General features: G+C 65.3%; 22 protein-coding genes, 1 tRNA gene and 1 other RNA gene. 20 read left to right on the forward strand and 4 right to left on the reverse strand.

The window, feature by feature from the left end:
* Positions 1-77: 77 nt before the first annotated feature.
* The 4 genes from HH800_RS04640 (at position 78) to HH800_RS04650 (ending at position 3278) form a co-directional block, all read left to right on the forward strand.
* Entirely contained in the window at positions 78-650 is a 573-nt protein-coding gene (locus tag HH800_RS04640; RefSeq protein WP_235682022.1) for a phosphotransferase family protein, read from the forward strand.
* On the forward strand, positions 650-892 hold the full coding sequence (locus HH800_RS28985; protein WP_235682023.1) for a hypothetical protein: 243 nt from the start codon (positions 650-652) through the stop codon (positions 890-892). The genes HH800_RS04640 and HH800_RS28985 overlap by 1 nt, the downstream gene beginning before the upstream one ends.
* A gap of 578 nt (positions 893-1470) precedes the next feature.
* Positions 1471-1815 carry a UrcA family protein gene (locus HH800_RS04645; RefSeq protein WP_169863240.1) on the forward strand — a complete coding sequence of 115 codons (345 nt, stop codon included), beginning with the start codon at positions 1471-1473 and terminating at the stop codon, positions 1813-1815.
* Positions 1816-1979: 164 nt separating this feature from the next.
* Complete coding sequence (locus tag HH800_RS04650) at positions 1980-3278, forward strand: OprO/OprP family phosphate-selective porin (protein ID WP_235682024.1); 1299 nt, start codon at positions 1980-1982, stop codon at positions 3276-3278.
* Between the two features lie 53 nt (positions 3279-3331).
* Here HH800_RS04650 and HH800_RS04655 read toward each other — a convergent pair whose 3' ends face one another.
* Together HH800_RS04655 and HH800_RS04660 are read right to left on the reverse strand one after the other, a co-directional pair.
* Complete coding sequence (locus HH800_RS04655; RefSeq protein ID WP_169860327.1) at positions 3332-4081, reverse strand: LytR/AlgR family response regulator transcription factor; 750 nt, start codon at positions 4079-4081, stop codon at positions 3332-3334.
* A gap of 5 nt (positions 4082-4086) precedes the next feature.
* On the reverse strand, positions 4087-5196 hold the full coding sequence (locus HH800_RS04660) for a sensor histidine kinase (protein ID WP_097384037.1): 1110 nt from the start codon (positions 5194-5196) through the stop codon (positions 4087-4089).
* A gap of 147 nt (positions 5197-5343) precedes the next feature.
* On the opposite strand from HH800_RS04660, the gene HH800_RS04665 reads away from it, so the two are divergent.
* The 5 genes from HH800_RS04665 to HH800_RS04685 all read left to right on the forward strand — a co-directional run bounded on the left by HH800_RS04665 (position 5344) and on the right by HH800_RS04685 (position 7806).
* Entirely contained in the window at positions 5344-5493 is a 150-nt protein-coding gene (locus tag HH800_RS04665; RefSeq protein WP_169860328.1) for a hypothetical protein, read from the forward strand.
* A 105-nt stretch (positions 5494-5598) separates the two neighbouring features.
* A complete protein-coding gene (locus HH800_RS04670) occupies positions 5599-5850 on the forward strand; it encodes a hypothetical protein (RefSeq protein ID WP_037507992.1) in 252 nt (83 codons plus the stop codon).
* A 64-nt stretch (positions 5851-5914) separates the two neighbouring features.
* The gene (locus HH800_RS04675; protein ID WP_069338685.1) at positions 5915-6289 is read left to right on the forward strand and encodes a hypothetical protein; all 375 of its coding nucleotides are present in this window, start codon (positions 5915-5917) and stop codon (positions 6287-6289) included.
* Positions 6290-6445: 156 nt separating this feature from the next.
* On the forward strand, positions 6446-6994 hold the full coding sequence (locus tag HH800_RS04680) for a hypothetical protein (protein ID WP_004207710.1): 549 nt from the start codon (positions 6446-6448) through the stop codon (positions 6992-6994).
* A gap of 413 nt (positions 6995-7407) precedes the next feature.
* Positions 7408-7806 carry a hypothetical protein gene (locus HH800_RS04685; RefSeq protein ID WP_169860329.1) on the forward strand — a complete coding sequence of 133 codons (399 nt, stop codon included), beginning with the start codon at positions 7408-7410 and terminating at the stop codon, positions 7804-7806.
* 452 nt (positions 7807-8258) lie between these two features.
* Here the strand turns inward: HH800_RS04685 and HH800_RS04690 are convergent, their stop codons facing one another.
* Positions 8259-8915 carry an alpha/beta hydrolase gene (locus HH800_RS04690; RefSeq protein WP_004207708.1) on the reverse strand — a complete coding sequence of 219 codons (657 nt, stop codon included), beginning with the start codon at positions 8913-8915 and terminating at the stop codon, positions 8259-8261.
* Between the two features lie 152 nt (positions 8916-9067).
* On the opposite strand from HH800_RS04690, the gene HH800_RS04695 reads away from it, so the two are divergent.
* From HH800_RS04695 to HH800_RS04745, 11 genes are all read left to right on the forward strand, one after another.
* Positions 9068-10102, forward strand: a complete 1035-nt coding sequence (locus tag HH800_RS04695) for a cysteine desulfurase family protein (protein ID WP_169860330.1) — start codon at positions 9068-9070, stop codon at positions 10100-10102.
* The gene (locus tag HH800_RS04700; protein WP_169860331.1) at positions 10069-11187 is read left to right on the forward strand and encodes a cysteine desulfurase family protein; all 1119 of its coding nucleotides are present in this window, start codon (positions 10069-10071) and stop codon (positions 11185-11187) included. The genes HH800_RS04695 and HH800_RS04700 overlap by 34 nt, the downstream gene beginning before the upstream one ends.
* Before the next feature lie 19 nt (positions 11188-11206).
* Positions 11207-11542, forward strand: a complete 336-nt coding sequence (locus HH800_RS04705; RefSeq protein WP_010337134.1) for a 2Fe-2S iron-sulfur cluster-binding protein — start codon at positions 11207-11209, stop codon at positions 11540-11542.
* Between the two features lie 3 nt (positions 11543-11545).
* Positions 11546-12526 carry an SGM family class A beta-lactamase gene (gene blaSGM / locus HH800_RS04710; RefSeq protein WP_169860332.1) on the forward strand — a complete coding sequence of 327 codons (981 nt, stop codon included), beginning with the start codon at positions 11546-11548 and terminating at the stop codon, positions 12524-12526.
* Positions 12527-12589: 63 nt separating this feature from the next.
* Positions 12590-12687, forward strand: an RNA gene (gene ffs / locus HH800_RS04715) — signal recognition particle sRNA small type.
* A gap of 73 nt (positions 12688-12760) precedes the next feature.
* Entirely contained in the window at positions 12761-14389 is a 1629-nt protein-coding gene (locus HH800_RS04720; RefSeq protein ID WP_169860333.1) for a DNA polymerase III subunit gamma/tau, read from the forward strand.
* Positions 14386-14709, forward strand: a complete 324-nt coding sequence (locus HH800_RS04725; RefSeq protein WP_004207701.1) for a YbaB/EbfC family nucleoid-associated protein — start codon at positions 14386-14388, stop codon at positions 14707-14709. The genes HH800_RS04720 and HH800_RS04725 overlap by 4 nt, the downstream gene beginning before the upstream one ends.
* A 155-nt stretch (positions 14710-14864) precedes the next feature.
* The gene (gene lon, locus HH800_RS04730) at positions 14865-17264 is read left to right on the forward strand and encodes an endopeptidase La (RefSeq protein WP_004207700.1); all 2400 of its coding nucleotides are present in this window, start codon (positions 14865-14867) and stop codon (positions 17262-17264) included.
* Positions 17265-17426: 162 nt separating this feature from the next.
* Positions 17427-17699 (forward strand): HU family DNA-binding protein, encoded by a 273-nt coding sequence (locus HH800_RS04735; RefSeq protein WP_004207699.1) that lies wholly within the window; start codon positions 17427-17429, stop codon positions 17697-17699.
* 241 nt (positions 17700-17940) lie between these two features.
* Positions 17941-18525 carry a septal ring lytic transglycosylase RlpA family protein gene (locus HH800_RS04740; RefSeq protein WP_169860334.1) on the forward strand — a complete coding sequence of 195 codons (585 nt, stop codon included), beginning with the start codon at positions 17941-17943 and terminating at the stop codon, positions 18523-18525.
* Positions 18526-18607: 82 nt separating this feature from the next.
* Positions 18608-18684 (forward strand) — tRNA-His (locus HH800_RS04745).
* 192 nt (positions 18685-18876) lie between these two features.
* On the opposite strand, the gene HH800_RS04750 is transcribed toward HH800_RS04745, so the two are convergent.
* Positions 18877-21153 carry a TonB-dependent receptor gene (locus tag HH800_RS04750; RefSeq protein WP_169860335.1) on the reverse strand — a complete coding sequence of 759 codons (2277 nt, stop codon included), beginning with the start codon at positions 21151-21153 and terminating at the stop codon, positions 18877-18879.
* Between the last annotated feature and the right edge of the window lie 225 nt (positions 21154-21378).

Consider the following 21378-nt stretch of genomic DNA (forward strand, 5'->3'; position numbering starts at 1 on the left):
GGTCGCGCCGGAGGCATTGGGGGTGTCGACGCGAAATCGCTGGCCAATCCTGCCCGCCTGCGGCACAGGCGAGGGGCATGACGTTGCCCGATCCTTCCACCTTCATTGCCGAGGGCGCCTCCGCCGCGGTCTATCGGCTGGACGGGGGGCGGGTGCTCAAGCTGTGCCACGAGGGTGTCGACCCGTCGATCATTCGCCGCGAATATGTGACGGCAGAGATGATCCAGGCGACCGGCCTGCCGGCGGCGCGGCTGTTCGGCCGGTGCGAGGCCGGCGGGCGGCAAGGCATCATCTATAGCGAGATAGAGGGCCCCAACCTGCTCCATTATATCTGGCGCCATCCGCATTGGGTGGGCTGGGCGATGCGGGCGATGGCGCAGTTGCAGGCGCATATCCATCGACAGCCGGTGCCGATGCTGCGCAGCCGCAAGGCGATATTGACCGAGGATATCGAAATGGCGCCGATCGGTGCGCGGTTGCGTGCGGCGGCGATCGACCGGCTGGACCAGCTGGGCGAGGGCGACATGCTGTCGCATGGCGACCTGCATCCGGCCAATCTGATCGTCAGTGGCGAGGGGCTGGTGGCGATCGACTGGTCGAAGGCGGCGCGGGCGATGCCGGCGCCGATGTGGTGCGCAGCGAGATGCTGATGCGCTTTGGTCCGGGACAAGCCAGTGGCTGGCTGGAGGGGCCGGTCCGCGATCTGGCCACGGCCCATTATGTCCGCTGTTACCGCCGGGCCGCGACGATGGATGGCGAGGCGCTGGCCGCCTGGCGGGCGCTGGTTGGCCTGGCCTGGATGCGCCATCGTCTGCCCGCCCGCGATGCGGCCTTTGGCGCCTATCTGGTTCGCGCACTGGAACGGGCGGGTTTGCCCGCGCTGGACGCCTGATCGCAGGGCGGATGTCGTTGGTGGGCCGTGGTGGACGGTTGGTCCAGTGGCCATGCCATCGGGCGGAGGCCATGGGCCGATCATCGAACGGGCCGCTGCGACCGCCGACTTGTCGTTATTCTGACATCGAAACAGGCCAGAGAGCAGCGCGTTAAGCGACGGTTCACGGCCGATGGTGCCGTGTTGACGGTAACAGTTGAGACAAGATCTGGAGTGCCCGACAGCATCCGGATACGCCCCCGGCATTCCCTTGCGCCGGGGGCGTTTTCATGTCCTCTTTTCTTGAATCTCCGTAATTTCCCTTAGGGAATAGCCTGTCGTTTCGCAGACGAATGGCATTCGTCCGGTCGTTCGTCCCCGCAAATCCGCTCTTGGTCGATGGATCGGTCGTTGGCCGATGCCGGGGGTTGCCGGTCGAAGCGGACGAGCGGCGAGAGGGCCGGGCGCGTACACGGGATGGGCGAACGGGATATGGCGCAACGCCCCCACAAGACCCCCGCCGAACCGTTCGCATCCGGCATGTCGATGCCCCCTGACGACGCAGGCCGGATGCCATGACAGTTTTGAGGAGACACGCCATGTTCGCCACCGCCAAGATCATCACTGCCGTGAGTGCCGCCGCCGCCCTGCTGGCCGGTTCCGGCATCGCTTCGGCCGAGGAGTTCACGTCCAACGGCCGCACCACCGAGGTCCGCTTCGGTGACCTGGACCTCACGCGCCACGCCGACCAGCAGGAACTGCGCACCCGCATCTCCCGTGCGGCCAGCCGGGTCTGCTTCAGCACCGACATCAACACCATGAGCGCATGCCGTTCCGCCGCGATCGCCCAGGTCGAGGCGCCGATCGCGACCGCCATCGCCCGCGCCCAGACCAACGAGCGCTATGCCGATGCGAAGGATGCCCGGCCGGTGGTAGGCAACTGACCATCCGCATCCCGCCAAGGGAGGGAGAGGGCCTGGCGCGAGCCGGGCCCTTTTCGCGTTGGGATAACCGGCGCGTCCGCCCCGGCCATTCTCGGTATTTCCCCCGATGGCGGACCTCCGGATTTGCGACGATCAGAAGGGGCAGGTTCAAGGGGATAATGGTCATGCGCGCGCGTCTTCCCGGCACTTCGCTCGTCATCATGGCAATGCTGATGGCCGGAGGGCTATATGCGCCGGACGCCTGGGCGCAGAGCACGGAATCGCTCTACGAACCGATCGGCCATCATAGCGGCGGCGACGTGCATGCGGTGGACGAGACGCCGAGCTATGTCGTCCCCGATTTCGCGCCAGCCAAGGCCGCCGACCCGAACAAGGAACTGCCCTTCTTCAAGATCCGGCTGGGCCTGTCGCTGATCGGCGACTGGACCGATTTCAGCCAGGATGCGGTCAATGAAAGCCAGATCGGCCGGCAGGACAACGAGTTTCAGGTGCGATCGGCGCGGCTCAGCCTGATCGGATCGGTCGGCGGCGACTATCGGGTAAGCTATCAGCTCAGCGGCGAATATAAGGGGTTCGACACCAACCCCGAGCAGAAATGGAAGCTGACCGATGCGTCGCTGACCTTTCCGCTGGGCAGCCGCACCAAGATGACGCTGGGCAAGACCAAGGAGACATTTTCCTACGAAATGGTCGGGGATTCGGCGAACCTGCCGCATAGCGAGCGCGTGCTGACGCCCTTTTTCACATCACGCAATTTCGGCGTCCGCTTCGTCCAGGTGCTGGGCGCGAACAAGGCGGCGACCTTTTCGGCGGGTGCCTACAAGGATAGCTGGGATTTCGGCAGCTCGACCGATCGTGGCTGGGACTATTCGGCGCGCATGACCGGGCTGATCTGGGACCGGCCGGATCATAATGAATTCCTGCATGTCGGCGTGGCCTATCGCCATGCCGCGGCGGACGGCACGATCCGCTACAGCGGCCGGGCGGAAACCAATGTCGGCGACGTCGCGATCGACACCGGGAAATTCGCAGCACAGAGCAGCGACGGCTTTGCCGGCGAGGCGCTGCTGAATGTCGGGCCGGTGTCGTTCCTGGGCGAATATATATTGAACCGGACCAATTCGCGCGAATTTCGCGATCCGGTCTTCCATGGCTGGTATGTCACCGGCAGTTGGATATTGACCGGCGAAACCCGGCCCTATGACCGCAATGTCGGCTATGCCCGGCGCGTCATCCCCAAGGGCCGCTGGGGCGCGCCGGAACTGGTGGCGCGCTATTCGGAAATGGACCTGGACGATAATGGCATCGAGGGTGGCCGTTTCAAGAAGACGATGCTGGGCCTCAACTGGTGGGCGACGACGCGCTGGAAATTCGGCGCGACCTGGGGCCATACCTGGCTCGACCGGTTCGGCGAGCGCGGCGAGAGCGACACGGTGCTGACCCGCATCCAGTGGATCTACTGAGCGGGTAGCGGGCCGGTGCCGGTGCGCCTGGAGACGCATGTCCAAAAGGATTCTCAGCGTCCCGTCATCGCTCTGGCGTTGGCGAGATAGGTGCGGCCGATGCGGATCTCGTTGCCGTCGGCCAGCGCCGCGAACCAGACGCCGCTGCCGTCGTGGCGCAGCCGCGCGATATGCGGGCGGCGGACGATATGCGAGCGGTGCAGGCGGACGAACGCCTGCGGATCGAGCCGTTCCTCCAGCGAACTGATGGTCTGGTGCAGCAGATAGGAGTGGGCGCCGACATGGAGGCGCATATAGTCGCGCTCCGCCTCGATCCGGTCGATCTGGTCGGCGGCGATGCGGACCAGTTCGGAGCGGTGCGGCACCCAGAATTCCTCGGCCCATTCGGGCGCCGGTTCGGCCGAGGCGGGCGTAGCACCATCCTCGCCATCGCGGCTGCGCAGCGCCTGTTCGACCCGGTCAACCGCGCGGGTCAGGCGATCATGGGCAACGGGTTTCAGCAGATAATCGACCGCGGCGAGATCGAACGCCTCGACCGCGAAGCTTTCGAAGGCGGTGACGAAGATGATCGCAGGGCGGATGCCCATCTGGCTGATCGCGCGGGCGACGCCGATGCCGTCGAGCAGCGGCATGGCGATGTCGAGCAGCAGCAGGTCGGGCTTGAGGGCCTCGACCAGGCGCAACGCCGCCTCGCCATCATTGGCGGTGCCGACCAGCGCGATGCGCGGTTCGCGTGCGCACAGCATCTGCAATCGCTCGACCGCGAGCGGCTCATCATCGACGATCATGGTGCGGATGGACATGGGCGTCAGCACCCCCGGCGGTTGAGCGGAAGGAAGAGATTGACGGCAAAGCCGCCATCGGCCTGCGGACCATAGTCGATCCGGCCCTGATCGCCAAAGCGGGCGGACAGGCGGTCGCGCACATTGGCGAGGCCAATGCCGCTGCCGCCATCGCCGGGGCTGGGCGGCTTGTCGCCATTGTCGGCGACGGTGAGGTGCAGCAGGCCATGCTCCTCGCGCGCGCGGATGGTTATGGCGACCGGGCTGGAGGTGCGCGACACGCCATATTTGATCGCATTTTCGACCAAGGGCTGGAGGATCAGGCCCGGCACGCAGGCGGTCAGCAGGTCGGCGGGAATGTCGATCCGGGTGGCCAGCCGGTCGGGGAAGCGCACCGCCTCGATATCCAGATAGAGTTTCTGGAGATGGACTTCCTCTTCCAGTTGCACGTCATCGAGCGGATCGCCGGTGAGGCTGGTGCGGTAGAAATTGGAGAGCGACATGATCATCTGTTCGGCCTCGTCGCGCCGGTCCTTCATCACCAGGGAGGAAAGCGAGTTCAGCGTGTTGAACAGGAAATGCGGGTTCACCTGATAGCGCAGCGAGCGCAGTTCGGCCTGCTGCGCGGCACGTTCCAGCCGGGCGGCGCGGCGTTCGGTGCGATGCGCCTCGCTGGCATAGGAGAGGCCGAGATAGAGGCCGGCCCAGGCGGACAGGAAGAAATAGCGGCTGACGGCGTCATCGACGATATAGATCAGCGCATGGGACTGGGCCTCATATTTCTGCTGGTCCATGTCGGGAAACATGCCCATCGGGTCATAGATGTTGAATACATAATAGTTGGCGACCGCCATCGCGAGCGCGAAGGGCGCGGCGAGCGAGAAGGCGGCGACGATGCGAACCGCCAGCGGCTTGGCATCGAACCGGCGTATCGCCAGATAGAGAATCCAGGTCACGATGATGCCGATCAACGTCACCACGGCGCGGCGGGCGGCCATTTCGCCCTGATAGTCGAAGCCCACCACCAGCGCCCGCACGCTGATGAGGATCGCGTAGAAGAACCAGAAGCCGATGATGGAGTAGAGGGCGGCGGTCGGCGAAACGCCGCGCGGCCCCTCTTCGGTGGGAAATGTCATGGATGATATCTACGCGAGCTTGGCGACGCTGTCGCCCCCTGCGCGCGATGCTGGTCGAAGCGGCTTGGCGGTTGGTCGAAGCGGTGGCGCGGGGAACCGGTATTGGCCCCTGTCGGTTGATCCGGCAGGAGAAAAGGAGACGCGCAGATGAGCGATACCAGGCGCGAGAGCGAGAAGAAGCTGGACGAGGCGCTGGAAGACAGCATGGATGCGTCGGACCCGCCCGCGACCAGTCGGCCCGACGATGACGGCGAACCGGTGCCGTCTTCGGGTTTTCCGGAAAAGCCTGATCGCTGACCGATAGCGGACCGCGAAAATCCATGTTATTCCAGTCGGGCAAGCGCGGCCCCGACCGCCATCAGGCGGCAGGCCGGCTTCCCCGCGCGAGAGGAGCAGACGACGATGCCGACTTCCACCACCCCCGCGATCGAACGCATTGCCCGCGTGCTGGCCGGGCGCCAGCTCAGCCTGAATGGCGGCGGCAAGGATCCCCATGCGGCGGGCGCGGTGGATGCGGCCTGGCCCGACCATGTCGACGATGCCTATGCGATATTGCACACACTGCGCGAACCCGATGCCGACATGGCGCGGGCCGGCGACGTGGCGGTGTGGCGCAGCATGATCGGCGCGGTGCTGGAGCGGCGCCCGGCCTGAGCAGGGCGCCCCGGAGGCGAAATATTAACCCGGTCGTGGCAGGGAGCGCGCAGGAGACTGCGCCATGTACCACATCGAATTTCGCCATGATCTGAACCTGCTGGACATCAAATGGTCCAAGCTGTTCACGGCGCAGGAAGTCGCGGCCTATGCCCGCGAATGCAAGGCCCGCTTCCTGGCAGAAGGGTTCAAGCCGGGCTATCTGCTGCGCATGGACATGAGCGCCAGCAGCGCCCAGCCGCAGGAGGCGGTCGCGTCCTTCCGCGCGAATCTGGGCGATTTTCCCAAGGCCCGGCGGATCGCCATCATCACCGGCAGCGCGATCACGCGGTTGCAGGTGAAGCGGGAAATGACGCAGCCCTATCTGCGGATCTTCGATGATGCGACGGCAGGGCTGGCCTGGCTGCTGGCACCCGAAGCGGTTGAAGCGGAGGCATAATCCTCCGTCCGTCGCATTTCACAAAAATATCATGTTGCACTGCAAAACGAAATCTGGTCCCTTGTGACAATCGGTGGGACAGGTGCCCGTTAAGCCTTTGCTAACCATGCGGGGCGCATGTTCTGCTGATCGACTTCAAGTCGGAGGGCATGAGCAATGGGCACGAGTGCAAGACCGGCGGACGGGGCCATTACCCTGGCGGAATTGCGGGAATTCGCCAGTTTCCCGTCGGCCACGCAAAGATATATTCGCAGATCGCTGGACATCGGGCTGCATCGCCGCGACGCGATGAAGCTATGGTCGCGCGACATGGTCGAGGAAGCCAGCATCCGCGCCCAGGCGCGCATCTATGGCCGGCTGGACGAGATCAAGGCGCATGTTCCCGACGATAGCGGGCTGGACCAGGTGGAGCCGTTCATGGCGCCGCTGGTGACGGTGTCCGCCTTCGACCTGGGGCAGGACCGGCTGGCGAGCTTCTCGGCCTATCGCTTCCTCTATGAGCGGCTGCTGGGGGCGGGGGCGCGGCCCTGGCTGCCGGGCGCCTTCTGTGCGGCGGCGAGCCTGCCGCATCTTCATCCCGAAAAGCGCCGGCTGCTGTTGCAGTCGATCAGCGAGGCGGCGGCCACGGCGGTCGGCTGGTCCAACCGCGAGCCGACCTTCTACCCCGAATGGGTCGAGAAGGTGGACCTGTCCAAGGCCAACTGATCCGATCTAATCCTGCCGGCGCCCCTGGGGAGGGCGCGGGCGGGATGGCGGCTTGGCTGCTGGTCTGGCGGCGGCGTGCGACCTGTCCTTCCTCCGCCTTCTTCACGGCGCCGCGCGCATGAACCGCGCGGCGCTCGACCGTCCTCCATCATCTCTTGCTCTCGAAGAACAGGAAAATCACAGCCTTCACCGGGTGGGATTTGGGTGGGAAGCTGGCCACCTGTTTCACAGCGTCATCCCCGCGCAGGCGGGGATCCATCTCACCAGCTTCGGACCAGATGCGAGGTCAGGAGATGGATTCCCGCCTGCGCGGGAATGACGGATTTGGGGTGGGTAGCGGAACGGCGGCTTACGGATGGAAGTTCGCGGAAAGAGGACATTGGATACGCTGTATTTGAGAGGTAAGATTGGCAATGCTGCCAGAAAGCCTCCGCAACCTTCCTTATCTTGTTCATACAAATCGGGAATTGGGTCTCATGCTGAGGGGTAGCAAGCCGCTCTCCTATTTCGCGTCTTTTGGCCAAGAAGATCAGCCAGAATGCGTTGCCCGCTACCTAGCGATGTTTGATCGTCATGTTGCCACTGGACGCTTTGAAAAGACAGTTCAAACAAGGCCCACACAACTTGCAGATCGGTTCCTAGATAGGATTTTCTACACGCTTCCGGGCGAGCAATGGCGTGTTGTTGCGATGATCGAACTTCTCGATAGGCCTGGAGATTGGACGCATGAGCGCGAATGGCAATTTGGGGCGTTGCTTAGATATGAGGACTGGCAGAACGACCTCTGGATCAGCATGTTGCCAACACGCTAGCCTGTTAAGTCTGCTATTGGGTGTCAGATGAATGGTGTTTGGCGTCCTCAATTGGTCGCAAACCTGCCAATCGTCACGGGCGTCATCCTGACGGAGGTCAGGATCCATTTTGCACTACGCCAGATAGGGAGTGCTGAATGGGGCGCGGATCAAGTCCGGGATGACGGATATGCCAAGGTCAGCTTTTGGGAGAAGCCGTGGAGTAAGTGGAGGGCGCTCTTTCTGGGGGCAGCCATCAAGGCTTCATGGCGGGAGACGGTGGGCGTCCCGCTGCAAAAGGCCAGAGGCGGGGGCTGGAGATCACGAAGGTCAGGCTGATCGACATTCGGTTGCGGGCCGGTACTGGATGCGGCTCGGCAGATTTCCGGTCCTGGCGGCCAGGCGGTTCGTGCAGGCAAAGAAAAAGGGGCTGCGCGGCGGCAGCCCCTCCATGATCCCGATCGGGCCGGTCCTCAGCGGATCGGCGAGTCCGGCGACAGGCGCATGTCGAGATAATTGTCGACCGACTTCATCAGCTGGTCCAGCTCATGCTCGAAGAAGTGGTTGGCCCCCTTGATCTCGTCATGATGGATGGTGATGCCCTTCTGGGTGCGCAGCTTGTCGACCAGCTTCTGCACCGCGCTGGCGGTCACCACTTCGTCCGCCGTGCCCTGGACGATGATGCCCGACGAGGGGCAGGGTGCCAGGAAGGAGAAATCATACATGTTGGCCGGCGGCGCGACCGAGATGAAGCCGCGGATTTCCGGGCGACGCATCAGCAGCTGCATGCCGATCCACGCGCCGAAGGAGAAGCCGGCGATCCAGGTGGTCTGCGCTTCGGGGTGGAAGCTCTGCACCCAGTCGAGCGCCGCTGCGGCATCGCTGAGTTCGCCAATGCCATTGTCGAACGTGCCCTGGCTGCGGCCGACGCCGCGGAAGTTGAAGCGCAACACGGCAAAGCCGCGCTTCACGAAGGTCTTGTAGAGTGCCTGGGTGATGCGGTCGTTCATCGTGCCGCCGCCCTGCGGATGCGGGTGCAGGATCATGGCGACCGGCGCGCGCGGGCGGGGCGGGGGGCTGAAGCGGCCTTCGAGGCGACCTTCGGGTCCGGGGAAAATGACGTCGGGCATGGCACCTGTTATGGTCTGGGCTGCCACGGGGCAGCGGGGAAAGGGTCCGTGCGCGCGCCGGGGCTTGGCCATATGGCCTTCACGCTGGCGCAGCGCGGCAATCCGCCTATATAGATGCCGCCGCCATTTCCGCAATCAATGAGTAGTTCCGCTTGGCCGCCGACCGCCTTTATCTCGATCATGCCGCGACCACCCCGATGCTGCCGCAGGCGCAGGCCGCGATGGTCGCCGCAATGGCCGGCTGGGCCAACCCGTCCAGCCCACACAGCGACGGGCGCGCGGCGCGGGCGATGCTGGAGGATGCGCGGCGGCGGATCGCAGCGGCGCTGGGATGGGATGGCCATGTCCTCTTCACCTCCGGCGCGAGCGAGGCGATCGCCATCGCGCTGACCCGCGCCAAGGCGGGGCGAATCATCACCTCGCCGGTCGAGCATGACGCCGTGTTGCGCGTGACCAAGGAGGCCGAGCGGCTGGCGGTGGATGGCGATGGCCGGGTGCTGTTGCCGGAACTGGCGCCGGGCAGTCTGGTCGCGATCCAGCATGTGAACAACGAGACGGGCGTGATCCAGCCACTGGCGGATTTCCGGCGCGCGGGGCTGCTGCTGTTTGCCGATTGCGCCCAGAGCGCGGGCAAGCTGGCGCTGCCCGAGGCCGACATGATCGCGATCAGCGCGCACAAGTTCGGCGGGCCGCCGGGGATCGGCGCGCTGCTGATCCGCGATCTGGCGCTGGTCGAGCCGAGCGGCGGGCAGGAGCAGGGCTATCGCGCCGGCACCGAAAATCTGCCGGCGATCATGGCTATGGCGGCGGCGCTGGAGGCACGGGGCGACTGGATGCCGGTGGCGGCCGCGCTGCGGGCAAGGCTGGACGCCGGGATCGAGGCGGCGGGCGGGCAGATCGTCGCGCGTGACGCGCCGCGCCTGCCGGCGATCGCCAGCTATCGCATGCCCGGCCTGTCGGCGCGGGCGCAGCTGATCCAGTTCGACCTGGCCGGCATGTCCGTGTCGGCGGGCAGCGCCTGTTCATCCGGATCGCTCAAGACCAGCCATGTGCTGGGCGCGATGGGCTGGGACGCGGCGGCGGCGGGCGAAGTGGTGCGGGTGAGTTTCGGCCCGCAGACCAGCGCGGGCGATGTCGATCGCTTCCTGGCCACATGGACCGCCATGGCGGAGCGGGCGGGCCGGTGATCTATCTCGACTATCAGGCGACGACGCCGCTGGCGCCCGAAGCCTTCGAGGCGATGGTGCCGCTGTTGCGCGACCAGTTCGCCAATCCGCACAGCGCGCACCGCGCCGGGCGCATGGTCGCGGCGCAGGTGGAACTGGCGCGCGATGCCATAGGCCAGTTGCTGCCGCCGGGCGGCAGGCTGCTCTTCACCTCCGGCGCGACCGAGGCGCTCAATATCGCGATCCAGGGCGCGCCGGCGGGCGACATCGTCACCATCGCGACCGAACATGCCGCCGTGCTGGATACGGTGGCGGCGATGCGGCGGACGGGCCGGGCGGTGACGGTCCTGCCGGTGGATGGCGACGGGCTGGTCGACATGGAAGCGGCGGCGCGGGCGATCGTGCCGGGCATCGCTCTCGTTGTCGCGATGCTGGTCAATAACGAGATTGGCGTGATCCAGCCGGTCGGTGCGCTGGCGGAACTGGCCCATGGCGCGGGCGCGCTGTTCCTGTGCGACGCGGTGCAGGGCTATGGCCGGGTGCCGATCCCCGACCCGTGCGACATGGTGGCGATCAGCGCACACAAGATCCATGGGCCAAAAGGGATCGGCGCGCTGTGGTTGCGCGACGGGGTGAAGATCGACCCGCTGATCCATGGCGGCGGGCAGGAAGGCGGGCTGCGGTCGGGCACGCTGTCGCCCGCCCTATGCGCCGGCTTTGGCGTGGCGGCGCGCCTGATGCGGGAACAGGCGGAGGCCGACCGCGCGCATGTGGCGGCGCTGTCTGCGCAGGCGCGCGCACTGTTCGCCGACTGGACGCTGAACGGCAGCGTCGACGCGCGCTATCCCGGCAATCTCAACATTCGTCGCGCCGGGATCGACGGCGCGCGATTGTTGTCCGATTGCCGCAATATGTCTTTTTCGCTCGGCAGCGCTTGCGCGAGCGGGTCCGGGCGGCCTAGCCATGTGCTGCGCGCCTTGGGTCTTTCAGACAGTCAGGCGCGCGGATCGGTGCGGATCGGCTTTGGCCGATACACGACATCGGCCGAACTGGAGGAGGCTGCGAAGGTGATTAACGGGGCGGCGACCGCACAAGCGGCGCCGTGAGCAGGGAGCATCGCATAGCATGACCATGGTCACCTTCATCAGCGCCGACGGCGAAAATCGACTGGAGGTCGATGCGCCTGCCGGGTCCGTCCTGCTGGAGGTTGCACAGGCGGCGGGTCAGCCGCTGGAAGGAACATGCGAAGGGCAGATGGCCTGTTCGACCTGTCATGTCATCGTCGATGCCGCCGATTTCGACCGGCTGCCGCGCGCGAGCGAGGATGAGGAGGATATGCTGGACCTGGCCGCTGCGGCGACCCGCACCAGTCGCCTGGCCTGCCAGATCATCCTGTCCGAGCAACTGGACGCACTGACCGTCCGTATTCCCGGCGAATTCAACAATATGCAAGGTATGTGAGCCATGGTGCTGCGCAAATCCCTCTCGCTCGTGGCGCTGACCGCCTGTCTCGTCGTGGCCCTGCCGCTGTCGGCCGCGCCCAAGAAGAAGGCGCCGGCCAAGAAGGCCGAAGAGGTGCCGACCCTGCCGACATTGATGCCGTCCGCACCACGCTATCTGGTGCCGCAATCCGCGCTCACCTCCGTCCGCAATCCCAAGGAGATCGAGGAGGAGACCGGCGGGCGCATGGGCATCGCGCTGGTCGATCGCGACGGCGCGCTGATCCTGGGTTTCAACCGCGATGATCGCTTTGCCATGTGCTCGACCTTCAAGGCACCGCTGGCGGCTGCTGTGCTGATCGGCGCGCAGGGCGGCAAGTTCGGGCTGGAGGGGGAGATACCCTTCACCAAGGATGATATTCTCGATTACGCGCCGGTGGTGAAGAAGAACAAGAAGCGCGGCCGCATGTCGATGGCCGAACTGGCCGAGGCGGCAGTCGAAGTGAGCGACAACAGCGCCGCCAACCTGTTGCTGCCGATGCTGGGCGGGCCGGAGGGGCTGACCTCTTTCATCCGTGCCCATGGCGACAAGATCACGCGGCTCGACCGTATCGAACCCGAGTTGAACGAGAATATTGCGGGCGATCCGCGCGACACGACCAGTCCGGCGGCGATGGCCGGGCTGATGGGACGGTTGTTGTTCCGCGACATGGCTGCGGCCGATGCCGACAGGCTGCGCGGCTGGCTGAATGCCAGCACCACCGGCGACAAAAGGATCAAGGCGGGCCTGCCCGAAGGCTGGACGTCGGGCAGCAAGACCGGCAGCTGCGGCACCGCCTATAATGACGTCGCGCTGGTGAAGTCGCCCGCGGGCGAGGAATATATATTGGCCATCTATCTCGACCGGCCGACCGTGGACGACAAGAAGGCCGAGGCAGCGATCGCCGAGGCCGCCCATTCGGCGCTGGAATTCGTCAGCAAGGCGCAGAAGAGCGGGCTGAACTAGGCTTATGGCATGGCAAGGGCATGGAAGCCCTTGCCTTCCTGTCATGAGTTCGCCATATGCCCGGCCGGGAGTCGGGCGGACGTAGTCGTCGCCAACCTGGTCAGGTCCTGACGGAAGCAGCCACAACGATTTTTCTGCGGGTCGTTCCGGCTCCCACCTTTCCGCACAGCATCATCTCTTCGCAAGGTCCGAACGGGCTTCGACAAGCCGCATCTGAACGGTTAGGAAACAGGCATGTCCGATTCCCCTCAGCCCTATCGCGTGCTTGCGCGCAAATATCGTCCGCGCAACTTTCGCGAGCTGATCGGGCAGGACGCCATGGTCCAGACGCTGGGCAATGCGATCCGGCGCGGCCGCCTCGCCCATGCCTTTCTGATGACCGGCGTGCGCGGAGTCGGCAAGACGTCGACCGCGCGGCTGATCGCCAAGGCGCTGAACTGCATCGGCCCGGGTGGGCAGGGCGGGCCGACGATCGACCCGTGCGGCGTGTGCGAACCCTGCATGGCGATTGCCGAGGGGCGGCATATCGACGTGGTCGAAATGGATGCCGCCAGCCATACCGGCGTCGACGACGTGCGCGAGATCATCGAGGCGGTGCGCTATGCCGCTGTGTCGGCGCGCTACAAGATCTACATCATCGACGAAGTCCATATGCTCTCGAAGAACGCGTTCAACGCGCTTCTCAAGACCTTGGAGGAGCCGCCGGCCCATGTGAAATTCCTGTTCGCCACGACCGAGGTGAACAAGGTGCCGGTGACGGTGCTGTCGCGCTGCCAGCGGTTTGACCTGCGTCGCATCCCGGCCGAGATGCTGGCCGGCCATTTCGCCCATGTGGTCGAGGCCGAACAGGTCGCGGCCGAGCCCGATGCGCTATCGCTGATCGCGCAGGCGGCCGAGGGCTCCGCCCGTGACGGCCTGTCGATTCTGGACCAGGCGATCGCCCATGCCGAAATGGGCGAGGGCGAGCCGATGGTTACGGCGGCGCAGGTGCGCGAGATGCTGGGCCTGTCGGATCGCGGCTCGACGCGCCGGCTGCTCGGCCTGCTGCTGGAGGGCGATACCGCCGCGCTGCTGGGCGGGGTGCGCGATCAATATGCGCTGGGGGTCGAGCCGCTGTCGCTGATGCGCGGCCTGCTGGAGCTGGTGCATGCGGTCACGCTGGTGAAGGCCGGGCGCGACATTGCGACGCCGGGCCAGTCCGACGAGGAACGCGGCGCGCTGGCCGACTGGGCGTCGCAGATCGGCTTTGGCCCGCTGCATCGGCTGTGGCAGCTGATGCTGAAGGGCCATGACGAGGTGGCGACCGCCGCCCTGCCGATCGAGGCGTGCGAGATGGCGTTGCTGCGCGTGATGCATGCCGCGACCATGCCCGATCCCAGCGACCTTGCCCGGATGCTGCAGGGCGGGGTGCCGATGGCCGCGCCGGCGATGCCGGGCCAGGCGCCGGCCGCCGCCGCCGCGCCCGCGCCGGAACCCGCGTCCAGCCTGCCCGCCACCTTCGAGGATCTGATCGAAGCCTTCTGGCAGAAGAGCAAGGGGCATCTGGCGCAGGAAATGCATGATTGCGTGGGGATCATCCGCTATGATCCGCCGATGCTGGAGTATCGCGGCACGGCCAGCCTGTCGCCCGACTTCGCCACCCGGATCATCCCGGCGCTGCGCGAGGTGACCGGCGTCGCCTGGACGGTGACGCAGGGCGAGGGGGAGGCCAAGCCGACCCTGCTGGCCAATGAACAGCGCCAGCTGGCCGACAGTCGCGCCGCAATTTTAGAAACCCCGGTGGTCAAGGCGGCAATGGACGCCTTCCCCGATGCCGAGCTGGTCCATTCGGACGAGCCGGAACAATGGAGTGCCGAAGCATGAAGGATCTGAACGAAATATTGGGGATGGCCAGCCGCGTGCAGGAAGAGCTGCAGCGCGCGCAGGACAATCTGGACAAGCTGGAAGTCGAGGGCGCGGCCGGTGGCGGCCTAGTCAAGGTGAAGGCGTCGGCCAAGGGCCGCATCCTGGGCGTGTCGATCGACGACAGCCTGCTGGCACCGTCGGAAAAGCAGATGCTGGAAGACCTTATCACCGCCGCGTTCAACGATGCGCGCAAGAAGGCGGACGAGGTCAGCAACACCGAAATGGGCAAGATGACCGCCGGCCTGCCGCTGCCGCCGGGCTTCAAGCTGCCCTTCTGAGCCGGCGCGCATTGCCGTTCCGGGGCTGCCGCTGGCGGATAAGCCCTTGTTCATCGTTGCAGCAATATGGTGATCGCTGATTGATTGACGCGACGGGCATCCCCATAAAGGCGATGAACCGCATGACGGGCCGCAAGTCCGGCCCTGGAGAGTGAATGACTACGCAATATCCCCTTCTGCCGCTGCGCGACATCGTCGTCTTCCCGCAGATGATCGTCCCGCTCTTCGTCGGTCGCGACAAGAGCGTCGCCGCGCTGGAAGCGGCGATGGAGGGCAATAAGGAAATCTTCCTGGTGTCCCAGCTCGACCCGGCCGAGGATGATCCGGGCAAGGACGCGCTGTATGACACCGGCGTGGTGTCGGTGGTGCTGCAACTGCTCAAGCTGCCCGACGGCACGGTGCGCGTGCTGGTCGAGGGCAAGCATCGCGCCCAGCTGGCCGATCTGGCGCCGGCCGAGGCGGGCTATCTGGTCGCCGAGGTCGCGCCGGTCGAGGAGATCGTCGCCGAAGGTCCGGAAGCCGCTGCGCTGATGCGCTCGGTGGCCGAGCAGTTCGAGAATTACGCCAAGCTCAACAAGAAGCTGCCGGCCGAAACGCCGGTGCAGCTGCGCGAGATCGACGATGCCGGTCGCCTCGCCGATTCCGTCGCCGCCAACATCAACGTCAAGGTCGCCGACAAGCAGTCGCTGCTGGTCGAACCCGATCCGGTCAAGCGGCTGGAGATGGTGTTCGCCTTCATGGAAGGCGAGCTGGGCGTGCTGCAGGTCGAGAAGAAGATCCGTGGCCGCGTGAAGCGCCAGATGGAAAAGACCCAGCGCGAATATTATCTGAACGAGCAGCTCAAGGCGATCCAGCGCGAGCTGGGCAATGGCGAGGGCGAGGAAGGCGACGAGCTTGCCGAACTGGCCGACAAGATCGCCAAGGCGAAGCTGAGCAAGGAAGCGCGCGCCAAGGCGACCGCCGAGCTCAAGAAGCTCAAGGGCATGCAGCCCATGTCAGCCGAAGCGACGGTGGTGCGCAACTATCTCGACGTGCTGCTGGGCCTGCCCTGGGGCAAGAAGGGCCGGGTCAAGACCGACCTCAAGAAGGCGCAGGCGATCCTGGACGAGGATCATTTCGCGCTGGAGAAGGTCAAGGACCGGATCATCGAATATCTGGCGGTGCAGGCGCGCACCAACAAGCTGAAGGGGCCGATCCTGTGCCTCGTCGGCCCGCCGGGCGTCGGCAAGACGTCGCTGGGCCGTTCGATCGCCAAGGCGACCGGCCGCGAATTCGTGCGCCAGTCGCTGGGCGGCGTGCGCGACGAGGCCGAGATCCGTGGCCATCGCCGCACCTATATCGGGTCGCTGCCGGGCAAGGTCGTGTCGAACCTGAAGAAGGCGGGCACCATGAACCCGCTGTTCCTGCTCGACGAGATCGACAAGCTGGGCCAGGATTTCCGCGGCGATCCGGCATCGGCGCTGCTGGAAGTGCTGGACCCCGAACAGAACAGCAAGTTCCAGGACCATTATCTGGAGATCGACGTCGACCTGTCCGACGTGATGTTCGTGACGACGGCCAACTCGCTGAACCTGCCGCAGCCGCTGCTCGACCGCATGGAGATCATCCGGCTCGAAGGCTATACCGAGGACGAGAAGGTCGAGATCGCCCAGCGCCATCTGGTGCCCAAGCAGATCGACGCCCATGGCCTGAAGAATGGCGAGTTCGAGGTGACCGAGGCCGCGGTGCGCGACCTGATCCGTTACTATACCCGTGAAGCCGGCGTCCGCACGCTGGAGCGGGAGGTGGCGCGTCTGGCCCGCAAGGCGCTGCGCAAGATCCTGGAAGGCGCGTTCGACAAGGTCGAGATCACGCCTGAAAACCTGGCCGACTATGCCGGCGTGCGGAAATTCCGCCATGGCGTGGGCGAGGAAGAGAATCAGATCGGCGCCGTCACCGGCCTGGCCTGGACCGAGGTCGGCGGTGAACTGCTGACGATTGAGGCGGTGACCGTGCCCGGCAAGGGCCTCATCAAGACGACCGGCAAGCTGGGCGAAGTGATGAACGAATCGGTGCAGGCCGCCTTCTCCTATGTGAAGGCGCGCTCGCCCGGCTATGGCATCAAGCCGAGCCTGTTCAACCGCAAGGACATCCATATCCACCTGCCCGAGGGCGCGGTGCCCAAGGATGGTCCGTCGGCCGGTATCGGCATGGTCACGACCATCGTGTCGACCCTGACCGGCATTCCTGTCCACAAGGATGTGGCGATGACCGGCGAGGTGACGCTGCGCGGCCGGGTGCTGCCGATCGGCGGCCTCAAGGAGAAGCTGCTGGCGGCGCTGCGTGGTGGCATCAAGACGGTGCTGATCCCGCAGGAAAACGAGAAAGACCTAGCGGAAATTCCGGCCAACATCCGCGAGGGACTGGAGATTGTTCCGGTGTCCCACGTCGACGAGGTGCTGGCGCGCGCGCTGGTGTCCAAGCCCGAAGCGATCACCTGGACCGAGGAAGATGATCTGGCGGCGCAGCCCAGCGCCGGCCAGGGTCGCGACGGCGATCCCGCTATCCGTCACTAAAAGCCCGGTTTTCGGCGCGTTTATGCCCATGGGGGCAAAAACGCGCCGGAGCCGGCTTTTTTGACGCTTTCCCTTTGACACCGCTTGAAAGCTGGGCCTTATTGCCCCGCCTACGCCGCGATTCCTTGACTATCCAACATCTATAAAGGGGGTTCCCAAGGCATGAACAAGCAGGATCTTATCAGCGCGGTCGCTGAAAGCAGCGGTCTCAGCAAGAGCGACGCCAGCAAGGCGGTCGAGGGCGTGTTCGACGCCATCACCGGCGCGCTGAAGAAGGGCGACGAAGTGCGCCTGGTTGGTTTTGGCACTTTCTCCGTGTCGCAGCGCAAGGCTTCGACCGGTCGCAACCCGCGCACCGGCGAGACGATGACGATCAAGGCGTCGTCGCAGCCGAAGTTCAAGGCCGGCAAGGGCCTGAAGGATTCGGTCAACTAAGGATGCAGGCGCGCCCGCTCGGGCGCGTTTACGTCTGATGATCTGCCGGCGTCGCGGTCGGAAGTAGGTTTGCGGGAGAGTGGCGCTGCGGCAGGGGAAACCCGCCCGGCGCATGCATGTCGAAAGGAAGGGGTAGGGGCCGGGGGCCTCTGCCCCTTTTTTCATGGCCTTGTGCGGCGGATCGCGGCGATGACCGGTCCGCTGCCCTCGACCTGCTCCGCCTGCGGGGGTAGGAGGGGGCATGAGAGCGATCAGACGGGGTATCGGGACTTCGGGGGCGGCCTTGGCGCTGCTGGGGACATTGTCGGCCTGTGGCGGCGGGAATTTCCGTCCGGTGAGCGATATGCCGGTGCGCATCGGCAAGCCCTATACGGTGCGCGGCACCACCTATGTGCCGGCCGACCAGCCGGGCTATGACCTGGTCGGCTATGCCAGCTGGTATGGGTCGGAATCGGGCAATCGCACCGCCAATGGCGAACGCTTCCGGCCGGGCTGGATCACGGCGGCGCACACCAGCCTGCCCTTGCCCGCCTATGTCGAGGTGACGGCGCTCGATACCGGGCGCACGATCCTGGTGCGGATCAACGACCGTGGTCCCTTTTCGCGCGGGCGGATCATCGACCTGTCGCGCGGCGCGGCAGAGGAACTGGGGATTCGCGGCCAGGGCCATGCGGCGGTCCGGGTTCGTGCGGTCGATCCGTCGGAAAAGGATCGCAAGAAGCTGCGCAAGGGCAAGCCGGCGGAGGGGCGGCCGCGCGTCGGGGCGGACGAACTGGCCGTGCTGCGCGCCCGTCTGGCGGCGTCCGGCAACGATGCCGGGCGATAATTTTCATCCTTTGACATAAGCTGCTTGACGGGGGAGGGGCGGCCGCATATGTGGCCCTTCTCGCGGGGCAACAGCCCCTGTGGCGATCGTAGCTCAGTTGGTTAGAGCGCCGGTTTGTGGTACCGGAGGTCGCGGGTTCGGATCCCGTCGATCGCCCCATTTCCTTCGGGAATGCGCGAAATGAAACCCCGTCCTGCCTCGGCAGGATGGGGTTTTCGCGTTTCTGGCTTCGGTGATTTTCCTGGCGCGTGGCGGCGGCTTTCCGCTGCCCTGGGCGCAACAAGAAAGGGCGCCCCTTGCGGAACGCCCTTCCTCTGCCGACTAACGCCTATGGGGCGTTTAGACTGGGGTTTAGAAGCTGGCCTTGATCATGCCGCCGATGATGCGCGGCTCGTTGATCATGCCGGTCAGGTTGTTGAAGTCGATCGCGCTGACGGCGCGGATCTGGTTGGTGATGTTGCGGGCGAAGGCCGCGATCTCATAACCATGGTTCGACTTGTAACCGACCTTGAGGCCACCCTCCAGCGACGAACGGCCGCGGAATTCGGCTGCCGAGTAGAGGAAGTAGTTGATTTTGCTACGATAGGCCCAGTCGGTATAGGCGAAGACTTCGCCCGCATCGCCGACCGGAATGCCATAGCGCAGGGTCGCATTGGCGATGTAGCGCGGCGCCTGGGGCAGGTCATTGCCGTCCAGATAGCTGTAGGTGGTGCCGCCATCGACGAAGGTGTTGCCGGTGGGGGTACACATGCCCGAGCCGCAGACCGCCACGAAGGCGTTCTTGTCGCGGATTTCGGTGAAGTTGTAGCTGCCGCCCACGGTCAGGTTCAGGTGATCGAGCGGCTGCGCCTCCAGATTGCCTTCCAGACCATAGCCGACCGCCTTGTTCACGTTGATCAGGCGGGCCGAGTTGCCGACGCCGCCGACAGCCGTCAGCTGCAGATCGTCGGTGTTCCAGTAATAGGCCGACAGGTCGAAGCGGACCATGTTGGCGATCGCGCCCTTGATGCCGCCCTCATAGGAGATGGTGGTCTGCTTCTTGGCGACCGAGGGGACGCTGAAGAAGGTCACGCGGTCCTGGATCGCCGGGCCCTGATAGCCGGTGGCGACGCGGCCATAGAGGTTCACGTCGGGGCTGAGCGCATAGGTGGCGCTGACGTCCCAGGACAGGTTGCTGCCCTGCGCGGTGTTGCTGAGCGGCAGGTCGACGCCGATCAGCTGCGACGAGATGCTGCTGGCGGCGAGCGCCGGATCGAGCGTGATCGTGTCGCGCTTGTCGTCGTGCGAATAACGCACGCCGGCACGCAGCGTCAGGGCCGACGTCACCTTGGCTTCGCCCGAGGCGAACAGGCCGATATTCTCGTTGGTGTTGTTGTGCAGGATCGCACTCACCCGGTTGCCCGCGAGATCATAGGCATATTCGTTATATTTCAGGCGCTGGTGGAAGAAATAGGTGCCCGCCTGCAGGCGGATGCCGTTCATGTCGTCCGTCGCGAAGCGGAATTCCTGGCTGAATTCCTCCGGCTTGGTCACGCCGCCGGTGTTGGAGTCGAACGAGCCGACGCCGAGCTGGCCGGCGGTGCAGCCGGTATAGGGGTAGCAGCCGCCGCCATCGATGTCGCCGGTGCTCTCGACGCTGGCCTTCTCATAGCCGGTGGTCGAGAAGAAGGTGCCCAGGCCGTCGACATGGAGCTGCATGCGCAGATTGCCGCCGCCCTGCTTCATCGACTGGCTGGTATAGCCGTCCAGGTTGACATGATCCTTGTCGAAGCCGTCGACGAAATGGTTGCTGCCCTGCTTGAAGATGTTGGCGCGGAACACGCGCGGGCTGCCGTCCAGGTCACGATAATGACCGCTCAGCACCGCCTTAAAGTCGCCGGCTTCATAGGCCAATTGCACGCGGCCGGCCATGTCGCGATAGCCTTCCAGCTCGCTGGCGGCGTTGCCGCCTTCATTGTCGTTCTTGACCCAGTCGTCGCGACGCTGGAGCAGGCCCGACACGCGGAAGCTGAGGCCGTCGGCGATCGGGCCGCCGATCGCGGCTTCGGCATTGACCGTGTTGTAGGTGGCCCAGGAGGCGCTGGCATAGCCGGTGAAATGATCGGTCGGCGCGGCCGAGGTCATCTTGACGACGCCCGCCGGGGTGTTGCGGCCGAACAGCGTGCCCTGCGGGCCGCGCAGCACTTCAACGCTGGCAAGGTCGAAGACCGGGAAGCTCTTGAGCATCGGATTTTCGAGCGCGACATCGTCGAGCACGACAGAGACCGGCTGGGCGGCATTGGGATCGAAATCGGTGTTGCCAAGGCCGCGGATGTAGAAGCGCGGGAAGGTGCGGCCGAACGAGCTTTCGACCTGAAGGCTGGGCGTGCGCGCGGCGAGGAAGCGAATGTCGAGGCCGCTGCTGTTGAGCGCGTCGAGCTTTTCGCCGCCGATGGCGGTCACGGCGACCGGCACGTCCTTGGCATTTTCAGCCCGGCGCGAGGCGGTGACGACGATTTCACCCAGGCCTTCGCCCGATGCGGCGGGCGCTTCGGTCTGGGCATGGGCGGCGCCGATCGGCGCCAGAGCGGTGAGAGCGACGGCGAGCGCGCCGCGCGAAATGCTGGTGAAGATATGCGAAGATGTCATATTTGGCCCCCTTGATTGGCCTGGCATCCGTTTCCCTGCTGGTGTCCGCTGTTGCGGATCGCGCGCGACGCTATGCGCGCGCGGGCCTGGGAGCAAGCAGGACTGTCGCCATTCTGTAGCATCCGTGCAACAGATTTGCCAAAATGCGACAGTCCGACCCGATGGCGCTGTCAGGCCGTGCCCCAATGCAAAGCGCCGAAGGGACTTCGCACGGGCTGCATTGGC

The organism is Sphingobium yanoikuyae (assembly GCF_013001025.1).
In the GTDB taxonomy this organism is placed as follows: Bacteria; Pseudomonadota; Alphaproteobacteria; order Sphingomonadales; family Sphingomonadaceae; genus Sphingobium; species Sphingobium yanoikuyae_A.